Below are 13,603 nucleotides of genomic sequence, written 5' to 3' on the forward strand. Positions count from 1 at the left end.
CCCGGGCGTCTCAGCGGTACTGCTGCTCGCCCTCGTTGTAGGGGTAGGGGTACTGCTGCTGTTGCGGGTACTGCTGCTGTTGCTGTTGCTGCGGGTACTGCCGGCCGTCGTAGTACGGGTCGTACGGCTGCTGCGCGTACTGCTGCTGGTCGTAGCCGCCGTGGTCCTGGTTGTACTGCTGCTGGTCGTAGGCGCCCTGGTCCTGGCCGTACTGCTGCTGGTCGTAGTGGCCGTAGTGCTGCTGCTCGTCCGGCTCGTCGACGCGGCGCAGCTGGGTCGTGGCGTCGTCCATCGGCTGGTACTGCTGCGGGTACTGCTGCTGGGCCGGGGACTGGGGCTGGGGCTGGGTCCGCTGCGGGGGGTTCTTCTTGGCCTGGGAGCGGGCGCGGAGGAACTCGATGGCGATCGGGACGACCGAGATGAGGACGATCAGGATGAGGATCGCCTCGATGTTCTTCTTGACGAAGTCGATGTTGCCCAGCCAGGAGCCGAGCAGGGTGACTCCGGCTCCCCACAGGACGCCACCGATGATGTTGAAGACGAGGAACGAGCGGTACCGCATGCCGCTGACGCCGGCGATGATCGGCGTGAACGTGCGCACGATGGGCACGAAGCGGGCCAGGACCAGCGACTTCGGGCCGTACTTCTCGAAGAACTCGTGGGCCTTGGTGACGTTCTCCTGCTTGAACAGGCGGGAGTCGGGCCGGTTGAACAGGGACGGGCCGACCTTCTTGCCGAACATGTAGCCCGCCTGGTCGCCCAGGATCGCGGCGAGGCAGATCAGCGCGATCGCCGCCCACAGCGGGAAGTCCAGCTGACCGGAGGTGATCAGCAGGCCGGCCGTGAACAGCAGGGAGTCACCCGGCAGGAAGAAACCGATGAGCAGCCCGGACTCGGCGAAGACGATCAGGAGCAGGCCCCAGATCCCGAAGTCGTCGAGCAGGTAGTTCGGATCGAGCCAGCTCGGTCCGAGGGCGAGCGTCGTCACGGCTGCGGGCTCCTGAGGGGTGAGGGGAAGTTCGGCGGCGTCCAGTACGGCCGGTCAAAGCTATCAACGCCTCGCGTCCGCCCCAGGTTCCACCGTGTTCTCCAGGATGCACTGTGGGCCGGCCGGCACAAAGCTGTGCACCATGAGCCTCGAAGACTACGGCGGCGGCCAGGGGCCGCAGCCCGACGTACTGGTCGTGACGACGAACGACGTCCCCGGATTCCGTGTCGATCAGGTGATCGGCGAGGTCTTCGGGCTGACGGTCCGCTCCCGCCATCTGGGCAGCCAGATCGGCGCGGGCCTGAAGTCCCTGGTCGGCGGTGAGCTCAAGGGCCTCACCAAGACGCTCGTGGAGACCCGCAACCAGGCCATGCAGCGCCTGGTGGAGCAGGCCCGCGCGCGGGGTGCCAACGCCGTGCTCGCGTTCCGCTTCGACGTGTCGGACGCGGCGGACGTCGGCACCGAGGTGTGCGCCTACGGGACCGCGGTGGTCGTGACCCGGGAGTGATCCCCTGCCCCACTCCCGGGGCCGCGGGGACTACGCGCTGTGGCGTGCGGCGTTCGCCAGGATCGCCTCCTTGAGGTGCTCGGCGAGGCCGGGGCGCATGGAGTCGTAGTACGCCTTGAAGCGCTCGTCGGCGACGTACATCTCGCCGAGGCACGTGTGCATCTCGTACGGGCACTCGAAGTACCACGTGCCGATGTGCCGGCGGTGCTCCTCGGCCATGTCCATGGCGCGCTCACCGGTCGACGGCTGCCCGTCGGCCATCAGCGCGGTGTAGCGCTGCTCCCAGTCGCTCACCTGGGCCTGGATGCGCTTCCAGTCCTCCTTGGTGTAGCGGGCGGCGCGGCGCTGCGACTCGGCGTAGGCCTCGGTGCCGCCCCAGCGCTGCTCCGTCTCCTCGGCGTACTGCTCGGGGTCCTTGTCCCCGAACACCTCGAACCTCTCTTCGGGCGTGAGGTTGATTCCCATCGTGCGTGCCTCCATGGCGTGCTCCACGGCCTCCGCCATCTTGCGCAGCTTCTCGATCCGGGCGGTCAGCAGTTCGTGCTGCTTGCGCAGGTGTTCGCGCGGGTCCACGTCCGGGTCGTCGAGCAGGGCGGCGACCTCTTCGAGCGGGAAGCCGAGCTCTCGGTAGAACAGGATCCGCTGCAGCCGGTCGAGGTCGCCGTCGTTGTAACGCCGGTGCCCCGCGTGGCTGCGCTCGCTCGGTACGAGCAGGCCGATGTCGTCGTAGTGGTGCAGCGTGCGCACCGTGATCCCGGCGAATCCGGCGACCCTTCCCACGGAGTAGCTCACTTCCGCTCCCTTCTCGGTACGCACTCCACGGTGCTGCCTCACGTGACGTGAGGTGCAACTCCGATGTTGTCGTGCCGCGCGGTCACTCGTGTCCCAGCTCGAAGCCGTGCCAGTGGATGCCGTCCGCCGATATGCGCTGTGCGCCGTTGCCGTAGCTGTCGGTCCACAGCCAGCCGAGCGGAGTGCGCCGGACCGAGCCGGCGATGCCGCGGACGCCTGTCGGCCGGAAGGTGCGTGCTCCGTCGGTGCTGCGCCAGACGCCCTTCTCGCCGTAGACGGTGAGGCTGTGGTCGTCGGCCGCGACCGGGTCGCCGAGCACGGACAGCGGCTGCACTCCCGTGCGGTAGCTCCAGACTCTGACCCACGTGTTGCCGCCGTCGCCGCTGCGGTGGATGGCGACGAGGCCGTTCTTCACCCCTTCGCGGTCGGGCAGTTGACCGCCCTGGGTCGCGTACAGCGCGCTCGGACCCGCGACCACGGTGGGTGGCCATGCTCGGGCTGCCGCGTCCGTCAGGTGCGTCGGCTGCCAGGTGCGGCCGCGGTCCTGGCTGAGGGCGAGGGAGGGCAGGCCGCTCTGCGGGTCCTCCCCTGCCACGAACAGCGCGTTCTCCGCAACGTCCCCGGCCGGGGACAGCAGGCCCTTCAGCGGCGGCCGGCCGCGCAGGACGCGGTGTTCGCCCGTGTCCGGCAGGACGGTCAGGAGCCTGTTGCGCGCGCACTCGTTGCCGTCGGTCCTGAGCTTCAGGCACTCCGTGAGGAGAGGCGCGCCCACGGGGACGGTCGCCGTGCTGCCCGTCGGCCGGGTCGTGCCGCGCGTCCAGGTGCGGCCCGCGTCACGGGTGAACCAGGTGCGGGCGGGCAGGTCGAGTCTCTCGGCGCCCTCGGTGATCAGCGCCCGGCCTGTCCCCAGCACCTCCAGCCCGGCACTGATGCCCTCGTCCCCGGTGACGTCCGGCAGCGGGGACACGGCCCGGTGCCATCTGCGCGCGCCCGCGTCCAGCACGGCCACGTGCTGGCGGCAGCGGGCCCCGTCGCACTCGGCCAGGAGAGTGAAACCGCTGCCGTCGGAGGCGAAGGCGATGGAGTGCGGCCGGCCGGGGAGGTCGGTGGCCGACGGTATGCGCGGTGGCCCGTCTGCATCCGCACCGATGCCTTCGCCTCCATGCGCCGCCCCGCCGGCCGCCGCACCCTTGCCCCGGCCCCTGTCCTCACCCCCGTCTTCGCCTCTCATGCAGGCCGCGCACATGGCCATCAGCGCCAACAGCAGCCCGCACCACAGCCACGGCCTCAGCCGCACCCGCAGCGCCCCGCTCCGAACCCCCATGTCCCCTCCGATCCGCGATGACCGGTATCTGCTTCTGGTACACCGCGGACCGGCTCGGGGTTCCACAAATCGAGCGACGACTTCTCGGGCTACTTGCTCAGCCGCCCGAACCTCCGCACCGCCAGCGGGAAGAACACCGCCAGCAGCGCAAGCGGCCAGCCCACCGCCGCCCAGACATGACCGGTGTCCACGGCACCGCCCGCGAACAGCTCGCGCACGGCCGTCGCGGTCCGCGACAGCGGGTTCCACTGGACGAGCGTGCCCAGCCAGTCGGGCATGGAGTCGGGTGTGGCGAGGGCGTTGGAGAGGAAGCCGACCGGCCAGACCAGGATCTGGACGGCCTGGACCAGCTCAGGCTTCCCGGCGATCAGGGCGAGGTGGATGCCGATCCAGAGCATGGCGAACCGGAACAGCAGGAGCAGCCCGACGGCCGCCCAGAACCCGGCGAAGCCGCCGTGCGCGCGCCAGCCGAGGGCATAGCCCACGCCGGTCAGCACGGCCAGCACCAGCGCCGACTGGAGCATGTCGGCGGCGGACCGGCCCACCAGCACGGCCCCGTCGGCCATCGGCATGGCGCGGAACCGGTCGATCACGCCCTTGTTGAGGTCCTGCGTGACGGCGATCATCGTGCCCTCCAGGCCGAACGCCATGGTGAGGGCGAGCATGCCGGGGACCAGGTAGTCGACGTAAGGGCCGCTGACGCCCCGGCCGCCGCCGATGAGGTAGCCGAACATCAGCATGAGCATCACGGGGAACGCGAGGTTCACCACGATCTGCACCGGCTGCCGCGCCCAGTGGGACAGTTCGCGGCGGGTCATGGTCCAGGAGTCGGTCAGTGCGTAGGTGCTCACACGGCCTCCTTCGCTCGGTGCCCGCCGGAGCGGTGCTCGTCCCCCGTCAGGTGCAGGAAGACCTCGTCCAGCGTGGGCCGCCGCAGGGCGATGTCCTCGGCCTCGACACCGGCCTCCTCCAAGGCCCGTACGATGCCCGCGAGCGCGGTCATCCGGTCGGTGACGGGGGCGCTCAGCAGACGGCGGTCGGCGTCGACGGAGACGTCGCCCTTGTCGACGTCGGGCGGCAACAGGGCGACGGCCGCGCCGAGTTGTCCGGCGTCGCGCAGGACGACGTCGATGCGGTCGCCGCCGATCGCCGACTTCAGCTGCTCCGGTGTGCCGTCGGCGACGACCCGGCCGGAGTCGACGACCGAGACGCGGTGGGCGAGTTGGTCGGCCTCCTCCAGGTACTGCGTGGTGAGCAGGACCGTCGTACCGGCGCCGACCAGAGAGCGGACCGCGGCCCACACCTCGGCACGGCCGCGCGGGTCGAGGCCCGTGGTGGGTTCGTCCAGGAAGAGCACCTCCGGATCGGTGATCAGCGAGGCGGCGAGGTCGAGCCGGCGCCGCATGCCGCCGCTGTACTGCTTGACCGCCCTGCGCCCTGTGTCGGTCAGGCCGAAGCGCTCCAGGAGCTCGTCGGCGCGCACGCGCGCGTGGCGGGCGCCCAGGTGGTGGAGGCGGCCGAACAGCTCCAGGTTCTGGCGGCCGCCGAGTTCCTCGTCGAGGGCCGCGTACTGGCCGAGCAGGCCGATGCGCAGGCGGACCTCGCGCGCGTGGGTGACCACGTCGTGTCCGGCCACCTCGATGCGGCCGCTGTCCGGCCGCAGCAGGGTGGACAGGATGCGGACCAGGGTCGTCTTGCCCGCGCCGTTGGGGCCCAGCACCGCGTGCACGGTGCCGCGCCTGATCTCCAGATCGAGTCCGTCGAGCGCCTTTGTGTCTCCGTATGCCTTGCGTGCGCCTTCGACGGCGATCGCCGCGTCTGTCACGGGCTGCCACTCACCCTTCGCTAGTCAAGTTTGACTACACCCTCAAAGTAACGCCCTCGACCAATCTCGTCAAACTTGATTAGCGCGCATCCTCCGGATGCGGCTCCCCCGTCGCGTACGGGTTCTCCTGCTCGTCCGTCAGCACCCCGACGAACGGCTCGCCCTCCCCCGAGAAGGTGTACGCGCCGCCCTCGATCCGCCCGATGAGTGCGCGCGTCCAGTCGGCCTCGGCGTCGGCGGTGTGGATCCAGAGGTTCATGATCTCGCCGATGTGGCCGAGCTGTTCGGGGCCGTCCTCGGGCACATAGTGCTCGGTGACGGCCCCGCGCCACTCCTCGATGCGGCGGATGCGCTCGTTGAGCAGGGCCACCGCCTCGGCGCGCGGCAGGTCGACCATGAAGCCGATGGCGGCGGACTTGATGTCCATCTTCTGGTCGTAACTGGTCAGCGCCTCACGGACCATGCCGAGGTACTCCTCGACGCCGAGGTCGGTGATCTCGTACTCGGTGCGCGGCGGGCCACCGGCGGTGGAGGGGGCGATCTCGTGCGCGTGCAGCAGCCCTTGCTTGGCCATCTGCTTCAGGGCGTGGTAGATCGAGCCGGGCTTGGCGTTGGACCACTCGTGCGCGCCCCAGTACTCCAGGTCGTTGCGCACCTGGTAGCCGTGGGCCCGCCCGTGCTGACGCACCGCGCCGAGCACGAGGAGACGGATCGCTGACATGGGGCCAGCGTAGAGCCCTCGGGCCGAGGGCCCTGCGGTCAGCCCCAGGAGGCGCCCTGCTCCTGGGCCACCAGCTCGAAGGCCGTCTTGCCGTCCAGGGACTCGCGGACGATGTCGGCGTGGCCGGCGTGCCGGGCGATCTCCTCCACGAGGTGGAGCATCAGCCAGCGCATGGAGACCCGGCCGTCCTTCGGGAACCAGGGCGCCGGGGGCAGCGGGAAGGTGTCGTCGAGCGACGGCACGGACCGGATGAACTCCTCGATCTCACGCGCCACGCCGTCCCAGAAGGCCAGGATCTCCGCGACCGTCTCGCCCTCGACGAGTCGGAAGCCCTCCGCCCACGTCTCCTCTGTCCGGGCCCGCTCGTTGGGCTTCTGCTGGGCCATCCGCAGCCAGTTCAGCTCCACCTCGGCGACATGCTTGACCAGCCCGGACAGCGACAGCTCGCTGGCGCTGGGCGCCTGGGCCGCCTGCTCGTCGGTCAGCCCCAGGAGCGACCGGCGCAGGCCGCCGCGCTGGGCCTCGACGAAGTTGAGAAGCGCGCCGCGCTCGTCACCGTGGGCCTCGGCGGGAACGTGAGTGGGCATGAGGGCCTCTTTCCTGGGGTTCGGCCGTCCTTCTTCCGACACAGATGACGTTACGGGCCCTTGCGGTCAGGTTCTGTCCGCAAGGGCCCGGGCGTCTGGGAAAGTGCCTCAGAAGGGGAACGCGCTCCGCCCGTGCTGGATGGAGATCCACTTCAGCGTCGTGAAGGCGTCCAGCCCGCTCTCGCCGTTCAGGCGGCCGACGCCGGAGTTCTTCTCGCCGCCGAAGGGCACGAGCGGCTCGTCGTGGGCGGTGCCGTCGTTCACATGGAACATGCCGGTGTCGATGCGCTGCGCGAACCGCACCCCGCGCTCGACGTCGGCGGTGTGGACGGCGCCGCTGAGGCCGTACGGGGTGTCGTTGACGAGGCGGACGGCCTCCTCCTCGCCATCGAACGGGACGAGGAAGGCGACCGGCCCGAACACCTCCTGCTTCAGCAGGGGCGAGTCGGCCGGTACGTCGGTCAGGACGGACGGCTCGACGAGGTTGTCCCGGACGCCGCCGCGCACCAGGGCGGTGGCACCGCCGGCGACCGCCTGCTCGACCACGCTGGATATCGCCTCCGCCTGCGAGGAGTTGATCAGCGGGCCGATGACCGTCTCCGGGTCGCGCGGGTCGCCCGCCTTCAGGCTCCTGACCTTGGCGACGAACTTCTCGGTGAACTCCTCGGCGACCGACCTGTCCACCAGGACACGGTTGGCGGCCATGCAGACCTGGCCCTGATGGACGTACCGGCTGAAGACGGCCGCGTCGACGGCGTAGTCGAGGTCGGCGTCGTCCAGCACGACCAGGGCGCTGTTGCCGCCCAGTTCGAGCACGGTCCGCTTGAAGTGCGCGGCGCAGACGGTGGCCACGTGACGGCCGACCTTGTCGGAGCCGGTGAAGGAGATGACCTTCGGTATGGGGTGCTCGATGAACGCGTCACCTATCTCGGCGATGTCGGTGACGACGACGTTGAGCAGGCCGGCGGGCAGGCCCGCGTCCTCGAAGATCTTCGCGATCAGGGTGCCGCCGGTGACCGGGGTGTCCTGGTGGGGCTTGAGGACGACGCCGTTGCCGAGCGCGAGCGCCGGGGCGACCGACTTCAGCGACAGGAAGAAGGGGAAGTTGAAGGGGCTGATGACACCGACCACCCCGACCGGCACGCGGTAGAGGCGGTTCTCCTTGCCTTCGACCGGCGAGGCGATCAGCTGCCCCTCGGGGCGGGTGGCCACGTTCATCGACTCGCGCAGGAACTCCTTGGCGAGGTGCAGCTCGAAGGCGGCCTTCGCATGGGTGCCGCCCAGCTCGGCGATGATCACGTCGGTGATCTCCGCCTCGCGTTCCTCCACCACCCGCAGCGCCTTCTCCAGCACGGCCCGGCGGGTGTACGCGCCGGCCGCGGCCCACTCGCGCTGCACGCGCGCGGAGGCGCGGTAGGCCTGATCGACCTCGTCGACGGTGGCGATGGTGATCGAGGCCAGCTTCTCCCCGTCGTACGGGTTGAAGTCGATGATGTCCCAGGAACCGGTGCCCGGACGCCACTCGCCGTCGATGTACTGCTGTGCCAGGTCGGTGAAGTAGGACGACATGTGATCCCTCAATCCCCTGCCGCAGATGCGTCGAAGCGGTCGAGCGGTCACGGCAAGAGGCAGGCACACCCGAACGGCTTCACGGTCTGATCAGGCGTCATCGTACTTGTGTTTCAAGACAGTTGAAGGAGTCCCCGCAGAAGATCCCGGCTCTCGTCCGGCCCCGGGCTGTCGCTCTGCAGCTCCTTCAGCGCGGCCTCGTACTGGGCGACGTCCTCGGGCTTGTCGAGGTAGAGCGCGCTGGTGAGCTGTTCGAGGTAGACGACGTCCGAGAGGTCCGACTCAGGGAAGCTGAGGATGGTGAAGGCACCGCTCTCACCGGAGTGCCCGCCGAAGCTGAACGGCATGATCTGAAGCCGGACGTTGGGCCGCTCGGAGATGTCGATGAGGTGCTGGAGCTGGCCGCGCATCACCTCGCGGTCGCCGTAGGGGCGGCGCAGGGACGCCTCGTCGAGGACGATGTGGAAGTCGGGGGCGTTCTCCGCGACGAGGTGCTTCTGCCGCTCCAGACGCAGGGCCACACGCCGCTCCACGTCGGCCTCGCTCGCGCCCTTCATGCCGCGCCGCACGACCGCGCGGGCGTACTCCTCGGTCTGCAGCAGGCCGTGCACGAACTGCACCTCGTAGGCACGGATGATCGAGGCCGCGCCCTCCAGGCCGACATAGGTGGGGAACCAGTTGGGCAGCACATCCGAGTAACTGTGCCACCAGCCCGCGACGTTGGCCTCACGCGCGAGCGAGACCAGCGCCGTGCGCTCCGTCTCGTCGGTGACGCCGTACAGGGTCAACAGGTCCTCGACGTCCCTCGTCTTGAAGCTCACCCGGCCCAGCTCCATCCGGCTGATCTTCGACTCGGAGGCGCGGATCGAGTAGCCCGCCGCCTCGCGGGTGATCCCGCGCGCCTCGCGCAGTCGCCTGAGTTGCGAGCCGAGCAGCATCCGCCGCACCACCGATCCGGGCTCTCCCGCGCTCACTTCGCCAGCCTCCCCAACCGTCTTCAGGGCCCGCAGTCTGCCACTAAAACACTCCGAGCAGTACTCGCCCGATTACAGAGACGGAAAGAAGCCAAAGATTCAACTGCGAACAAGTGCGTCGGCTGAGCGACGAGCAGGCGGAAGATGGCAGAAAAAATGGCTAAGAAGCGGTACGGGACTGACCAATTCGGTCACGTGCACGTGCATCTGCCCTTGCATCTGCCCTACGCATCCGAAACCATGGTCCCGCGCCACCGCTGCATCGCAACGACCGCGAATTACCGGGGGAGTGCCTCGCATGGGGACGAATGGATCGACCATGCTCGAGCCGTTAAGGCAGGGCCTTCCACCGCTGGATCCCTCGGCCGTGTCCAGCGCCGCCTCCTGTGCACTGCCCGCCCGCTACGAAGCGGTGCGCGACGCCCGGCAGTTCACCCGAAGAACTCTCGACCAGTGGGACCTGGGCGACCGCTTCGACGACGTCTGTCTGGTCGTCTCCGAACTCGTCACCAACGCCCTGCGGCACGCCCTGCCGGAATCCGGCACCGGCGTTCCGCAGCATCAGGAGCCTTTTGTACGGCTGCACTTGATGCGCTGGGCCGAGCGGCTGGTGTGCGCCGTGCGCGACCCCAGCAACGACGGCCCGGTCGCGCGCGTCTCGGAGGACTTCTCCGCGGAGTCGGGGCGGGGCCTGTTCCTCGTCGACTCCTTCAGCGACAGCTGGGGCTGGCACCCGCTGGCCGGCACGCTCAGCGGGAAGGTCGTCTGGGCGCTGTTCCGGCTGCGGCCGGAGGGGTGACGCCGGCCGATGGCGTGGCTCCGGCCGACGGTGCGACTCCGGCGATGGCGTGACTTCGAGTGGACGGATGGCTCCGGCTGAAGGCGTGAGGAACTGCGGCACGTCCCCCTGCCCTGCCGTCGCCCCTCTACGCGCGTCACCGCGTCCAGGCGCGCCGCGTCCGGGACTCTCGGCCGAGCCCCGTGCCAGACGTCATCCCGCTATCAGATGATCGAACTCGCCGTCCTTGATGCCGAGCAGCATCGCCTCGATCTCGGCGCGGGTGTAGACCAGCGCCGGGCCGTCGGGAAAGTTCGAGTTGCGCACCGCCACGCGGCCGCCCGGCAGGCGGGCGAACTCCACGCAGGATCCCTGCGAATTGCTGTGGCGGCTCTTCTGCCAGGCCACGCCCCGCAGCTGCGTCGCGGCCATGCCGTTGTACACGTCGTGGTCCACAGGTCGCTCCCCGGTGGTGCACTGGCTGGTGTGGCCATTGATGCAGTGGTCAACTGAGCCGGATCATAACCCTGTTCATGTGCAGTTGCATGGGCAGATGCACGTGCACGCGGGGTGGTCCTGTGGTTACAGCGGCGCCGACGCCGTCATGTGCGGTGTCGCAGCGCCTTCCCCAGAGATCGCACTACATGCGACCGCCAGCCCCCGTCCGTGGTCATCCACGCCTTGCGTCGCTCCGGGTCGGCCGGATCGAAACCGCCGCCCCTCACATAGAGACGCATCAGGCGGGCTTGGTGTTCCACGGTCGGGGGCACGGATCGGCGCCGGGGATTGGCCGAAACCGGACCCGGAGCATCCGGATGTCCGGCGGGGAGCGACCTGAGGGAGTTTCCAGCGAGTGAGGGTGTTCGACAGGGAGCGACCCTGAGGGTGTTCGGCGACGAGCCCGGCGGCGCCGTCAGCGGGTGCCGTACGGCAGGAGCGCCATCTCCCGGGCGTTCTTGATCGCGCGTGCCAGCCGGCGCTGCTGCTGGGAGGAGACGCGCGTCACGCGACGGCTGCGGATCTTTCCGCGGTCGGAGATGAACTTCCTCAGCAGATCGGTGTCCTTGTAGTCGATGTACGTGATCCGCGCCTGGTCCAGCGGATTGGGGCGGTTCTTGGCGGGCTTGCGGTCGCTTTTGCGGGGCATGGGTCTCAAACCTCCAGAAGTGTGTCGAAGGGATGCGGAAGTTGACGCCAGGCCTCGCGCCCGGCGGCGTACTCGGCGTCGGTCAGCAGGCAGGACTCCAGCAGCTCGGCGAGTCCGTCGCGGTCGAGACCGGGGGACGTGAACACCAGGTGCTGGCAGCGGTCGCCGTGCTCGGGGTGCCAGTCCAGCGCGGCCGCGGCACGGCGTACCGGCGGCACCATCTCCCAGGCCGCGTCGGGCAGGGACGCGAGCCACGGCCCCGCGCTCTCCACGCACAGGGCTCCGCCGGCGGCGTCCCAGTGCAGCAGCGTGTCCGGCTTGTCGGCCAGCCAGAACCGTCCCCGGCTGCGGGCTGCGGCGCAGGTCAGGTCCTCCAGCGCCGCGTAGAGCCGCTCGGGGTGGAAGGGCCGGTGCCGCCGCCAGACGAGGGTCGAGACACCGTGCGCGTCCGCCTCGACGGGCAGCAGCGCACACGCGGGGTGTTGCGCGGCTGCGGCGGCCTCCACGTCGAACCCGGCGAGGGCGGCCCGGGCCAGCGGAGGGTGGCCGTCCGGGCTCGGTGCACCTGCACGTGCTGCTGCGGGTGCATCCGAGTCTGCCTCTGGGAGCAGGCCGGTCGACGCCTCCGTACGGCCATCTATCGATACGTCGGTCGGTCCCAGCTCACCCCACCCCCCGACGGACCCGATCCGCACGCGCCGAGCCGTCGGATGCATCTGCACCAGCAGCTCCCGGTCCTCGTCGTCGGCCTCCTCCGAGTCGGCCACGGCAAGGACAGGGGCGTACTCCAGCTGACGCGCGAAGGTGTCGGCGACCGTACGCTGGTCGGTGGCGGCCGCGGCGAGGCCGCGTTCGGCGAGGTCGTCGCCGTTGCCGAGGCAGGGCAGCAGGAGTGCCGGGTCGACGGCGGTGACGACGCCGGTGACGGTGAGGCCGCCGGCGGTGATCACCTCGGCCATCGCCTTGGGTTCGACCGAGTCCCACAGCTCGACGATCGCGAGCGGGCTGGTGCCCGCGTCCTGGATGCGTTCCAGCTCGGGCACCAGGTCCTCGCGCAGGGCGCAGCAGGCGCAGTCGTTGACCAGGGGCGCCTCGCCCGTGGAGAGAACCCCGGAGGCGTCCCGGACGGTGCGGACGACCGTGCCCGCGGGGGCCGTCGCGAGGTCGTGGTGGAGGGCGACGCTGCCGGGCACCTCGGTGAGCAGCTGCCCGACGGCCGCCCGGCGCGCGTCGGCGTGCAGGCCGGCGACGATGACGACGGAGAGCATCAGCCCCTCTTCCCGTACCGGCGTTCGAAGCGCTCGACGCGTCCGGCGGTGTCCAGGACGCGGGCCGTGCCCGTGTAGAAGGGGTGGCTGACGTTCGAGATCTCGACGTCCACGACCGGGTAGGTGTGGCCGTCCTCCCACTCGATCGTCTTCTCGCTCGTCATGGTCGAGCGGGTGAGGAAGGCGTGGTTCGCGGCGCGGTCACGGAAGACGACCGGGCCGTAGGGCGGGTGGATTCCCTTGCGCATGGCGGGTTCAGCGCTCCTCTCGGAAGTCGACGTGCCGGCCGGCGACCGGGTCGTACTTGCGCAGGGTCATGCGGTCCGGGTCGTTGCGGCGGTTCTTGCGGGTGACGTACGTGTAGCCGGTTCCGGCGGTGGACCGGAGTTTGATGACCGGGCGGAGTTCGTTGCGTGCCATGGCGCTATGCTACTGAAAATGATTTCCATTTACACATCGGACTACCAAGAGATTCGAGAGAGGTGCATCACCGTGTCCGCGCACTGCATGCTGACCGGCACCAAGCCCGGCTTCGGCAACGCGATCTCCCACTCGCACCGGCGGACCTCCCGCCGCTTCGACCCGAACATCCAGACCAAGCGCTACTGGCTGCCGAGCGAGGGCCGGTACGTCCGGCTGAAGCTGAGCACCAAGGCGATCAAGACCGTCGACGCGATCGGCGTCGAGGCGGCGGTGGCGCGCATCCGCGCGCGGGGGGTGAAGGTCTGATGGCCAAGAAGAGCAAGATCGCGAAGAACGAGAAGCGGCAGCAGACCGTCGCCCGCTACGCCGCACGGCGGGCCGAGCTGAAGGAGATCATCCGCAGGCCGTCCTCCACGGACGCCGAACGCCTCGCCGCCCAGCGCGAGCTGCGCCGCCAGCCGCGCGACGCGAGCGCCACGCGCGTGCGCAACCGCGACCAGGTGGACGGCCGTCCGCGCGGCTACTTCCGTACGTTCGGACTCTCGCGCGTGTCCCTGCGCGAGCAGGCGCACGCGGGGTATCTGCCCGGCGTGCGCAAGTCGTCCTGGTAGCGGTGGTGCCGGACCTCACAGGAGCCGCCAGGGTTACGGGCTGGTAGCTTGCTGCGCGTCGAGGCGTCCGACCGGCTCACCCTGGGGG

The 13,603-nt window shown here is 69.8% G+C and carries 18 protein-coding genes; 4 read left to right on the forward strand and 14 right to left on the reverse strand.

Annotated elements, in window-relative coordinates; genetic code table 11:
* Window positions 1-10: 10 nt before the first annotated feature.
* Complete coding sequence (locus RKD23_RS17055) at window positions 11-988, reverse strand: DedA family protein (RefSeq protein WP_424854429.1); 978 nt, start codon at window positions 986-988, stop codon at window positions 11-13.
* Between the two features lie 142 nt (window positions 989-1,130).
* Here RKD23_RS17055 and RKD23_RS17060 point away from each other — a divergent pair, with 142 nt between their 5' ends.
* Window positions 1,131-1,496, forward strand: a complete 366-nt coding sequence (locus tag RKD23_RS17060) for a YbjQ family protein (protein WP_424854430.1) — start codon at window positions 1,131-1,133, stop codon at window positions 1,494-1,496.
* A 30-nt stretch (window positions 1,497-1,526) separates the two neighbouring features.
* Here the strand turns inward: RKD23_RS17060 and RKD23_RS17065 are convergent, their stop codons facing one another.
* The 8 genes from RKD23_RS17065 to RKD23_RS17100 form a co-directional block, all read right to left on the reverse strand.
* Window positions 1,527-2,288: a MerR family transcriptional regulator gene (locus RKD23_RS17065; protein WP_424854431.1), complete on the reverse strand. Its 762-nt coding sequence runs from the start codon at window positions 2,286-2,288 to the stop codon at window positions 1,527-1,529.
* Between the two features lie 82 nt (window positions 2,289-2,370).
* On the reverse strand, window positions 2,371-3,612 hold the full coding sequence (locus tag RKD23_RS17070) for an exo-alpha-sialidase (RefSeq protein WP_424854432.1): 1,242 nt from the start codon (window positions 3,610-3,612) through the stop codon (window positions 2,371-2,373).
* Window positions 3,613-3,701: 89 nt separating this feature from the next.
* Window positions 3,702-4,463: an ABC transporter permease gene (locus RKD23_RS17075; RefSeq protein ID WP_424854433.1), complete on the reverse strand. Its 762-nt coding sequence runs from the start codon at window positions 4,461-4,463 to the stop codon at window positions 3,702-3,704.
* Window positions 4,460-5,437: an ATP-binding cassette domain-containing protein gene (locus RKD23_RS17080; protein ID WP_424854434.1), complete on the reverse strand. Its 978-nt coding sequence runs from the start codon at window positions 5,435-5,437 to the stop codon at window positions 4,460-4,462. The genes RKD23_RS17075 and RKD23_RS17080 overlap by 4 nt, the downstream gene beginning before the upstream one ends.
* 79 nt (window positions 5,438-5,516) lie before the next feature.
* Entirely contained in the window at window positions 5,517-6,158 is a 642-nt protein-coding gene (locus RKD23_RS17085; protein WP_424854435.1) for a PadR family transcriptional regulator, read from the reverse strand.
* A gap of 38 nt (window positions 6,159-6,196) precedes the next feature.
* A complete protein-coding gene (locus RKD23_RS17090; protein ID WP_424854436.1) occupies window positions 6,197-6,745 on the reverse strand; it encodes a DinB family protein in 549 nt (182 codons plus the stop codon).
* Between the two features lie 108 nt (window positions 6,746-6,853).
* Window positions 6,854-8,314 carry an aldehyde dehydrogenase family protein gene (locus RKD23_RS17095; protein ID WP_424854437.1) on the reverse strand — a complete coding sequence of 487 codons (1,461 nt, stop codon included), beginning with the start codon at window positions 8,312-8,314 and terminating at the stop codon, window positions 6,854-6,856.
* 113 nt (window positions 8,315-8,427) lie between these two features.
* Window positions 8,428-9,252 carry a helix-turn-helix domain-containing protein gene (locus tag RKD23_RS17100; protein WP_424858263.1) on the reverse strand — a complete coding sequence of 275 codons (825 nt, stop codon included), beginning with the start codon at window positions 9,250-9,252 and terminating at the stop codon, window positions 8,428-8,430.
* Between the two features lie 334 nt (window positions 9,253-9,586).
* Here RKD23_RS17100 and RKD23_RS17105 point away from each other — a divergent pair, with 334 nt between their 5' ends.
* Entirely contained in the window at window positions 9,587-10,087 is a 501-nt protein-coding gene (locus RKD23_RS17105; RefSeq protein ID WP_424854438.1) for an ATP-binding protein, read from the forward strand.
* A gap of 192 nt (window positions 10,088-10,279) precedes the next feature.
* Here the strand turns inward: RKD23_RS17105 and RKD23_RS17110 are convergent, their stop codons facing one another.
* The 5 genes from RKD23_RS17110 to rpmG all read right to left on the reverse strand — a co-directional run bounded on the left by RKD23_RS17110 (window position 10,280) and on the right by rpmG (window position 12,901).
* Window positions 10,280-10,522, reverse strand: coding sequence for a DUF397 domain-containing protein (locus tag RKD23_RS17110; RefSeq protein WP_424854439.1), 243 nt, complete (start codon window positions 10,520-10,522; stop codon window positions 10,280-10,282).
* Window positions 10,523-10,979: 457 nt separating this feature from the next.
* Window positions 10,980-11,213 (reverse strand): 30S ribosomal protein S18, encoded by a 234-nt coding sequence (rpsR, locus tag RKD23_RS17115; RefSeq protein ID WP_424854440.1) that lies wholly within the window; start codon window positions 11,211-11,213, stop codon window positions 10,980-10,982.
* 5 nt (window positions 11,214-11,218) lie between these two features.
* Window positions 11,219-12,481 (reverse strand): GTP-binding protein, encoded by a 1,263-nt coding sequence (locus tag RKD23_RS17120; protein ID WP_424854441.1) that lies wholly within the window; start codon window positions 12,479-12,481, stop codon window positions 11,219-11,221.
* Window positions 12,481-12,729, reverse strand: a complete 249-nt coding sequence (locus RKD23_RS17125) for a type B 50S ribosomal protein L31 (RefSeq protein ID WP_424854442.1) — start codon at window positions 12,727-12,729, stop codon at window positions 12,481-12,483. Before RKD23_RS17125 ends, RKD23_RS17120 begins: the two co-directional genes overlap by 1 nt.
* 7 nt (window positions 12,730-12,736) lie before the next feature.
* The gene (gene rpmG / locus RKD23_RS17130) at window positions 12,737-12,901 is read right to left on the reverse strand and encodes a 50S ribosomal protein L33 (protein ID WP_030573688.1); all 165 of its coding nucleotides are present in this window, start codon (window positions 12,899-12,901) and stop codon (window positions 12,737-12,739) included.
* A 72-nt stretch (window positions 12,902-12,973) separates the two neighbouring features.
* Here rpmG and rpmB point away from each other — a divergent pair, with 72 nt between their 5' ends.
* Window positions 12,974-13,210, forward strand: coding sequence for a 50S ribosomal protein L28 (gene rpmB / locus RKD23_RS17135; protein WP_424854443.1), 237 nt, complete (start codon window positions 12,974-12,976; stop codon window positions 13,208-13,210).
* Window positions 13,210-13,515, forward strand: coding sequence for a 30S ribosomal protein S14 (rpsN, locus tag RKD23_RS17140; protein ID WP_424854444.1), 306 nt, complete (start codon window positions 13,210-13,212; stop codon window positions 13,513-13,515). The genes rpmB and rpsN overlap by 1 nt, the downstream gene beginning before the upstream one ends.
* Window positions 13,516-13,603 lie beyond the last annotated feature (88 nt).

The sequence above is a fragment of the Streptomyces sp. SAI-170 genome (assembly GCF_049739565.1).
Taxonomy (GTDB): Bacteria; Actinomycetota; Actinomycetes; order Streptomycetales; family Streptomycetaceae; genus Streptomyces.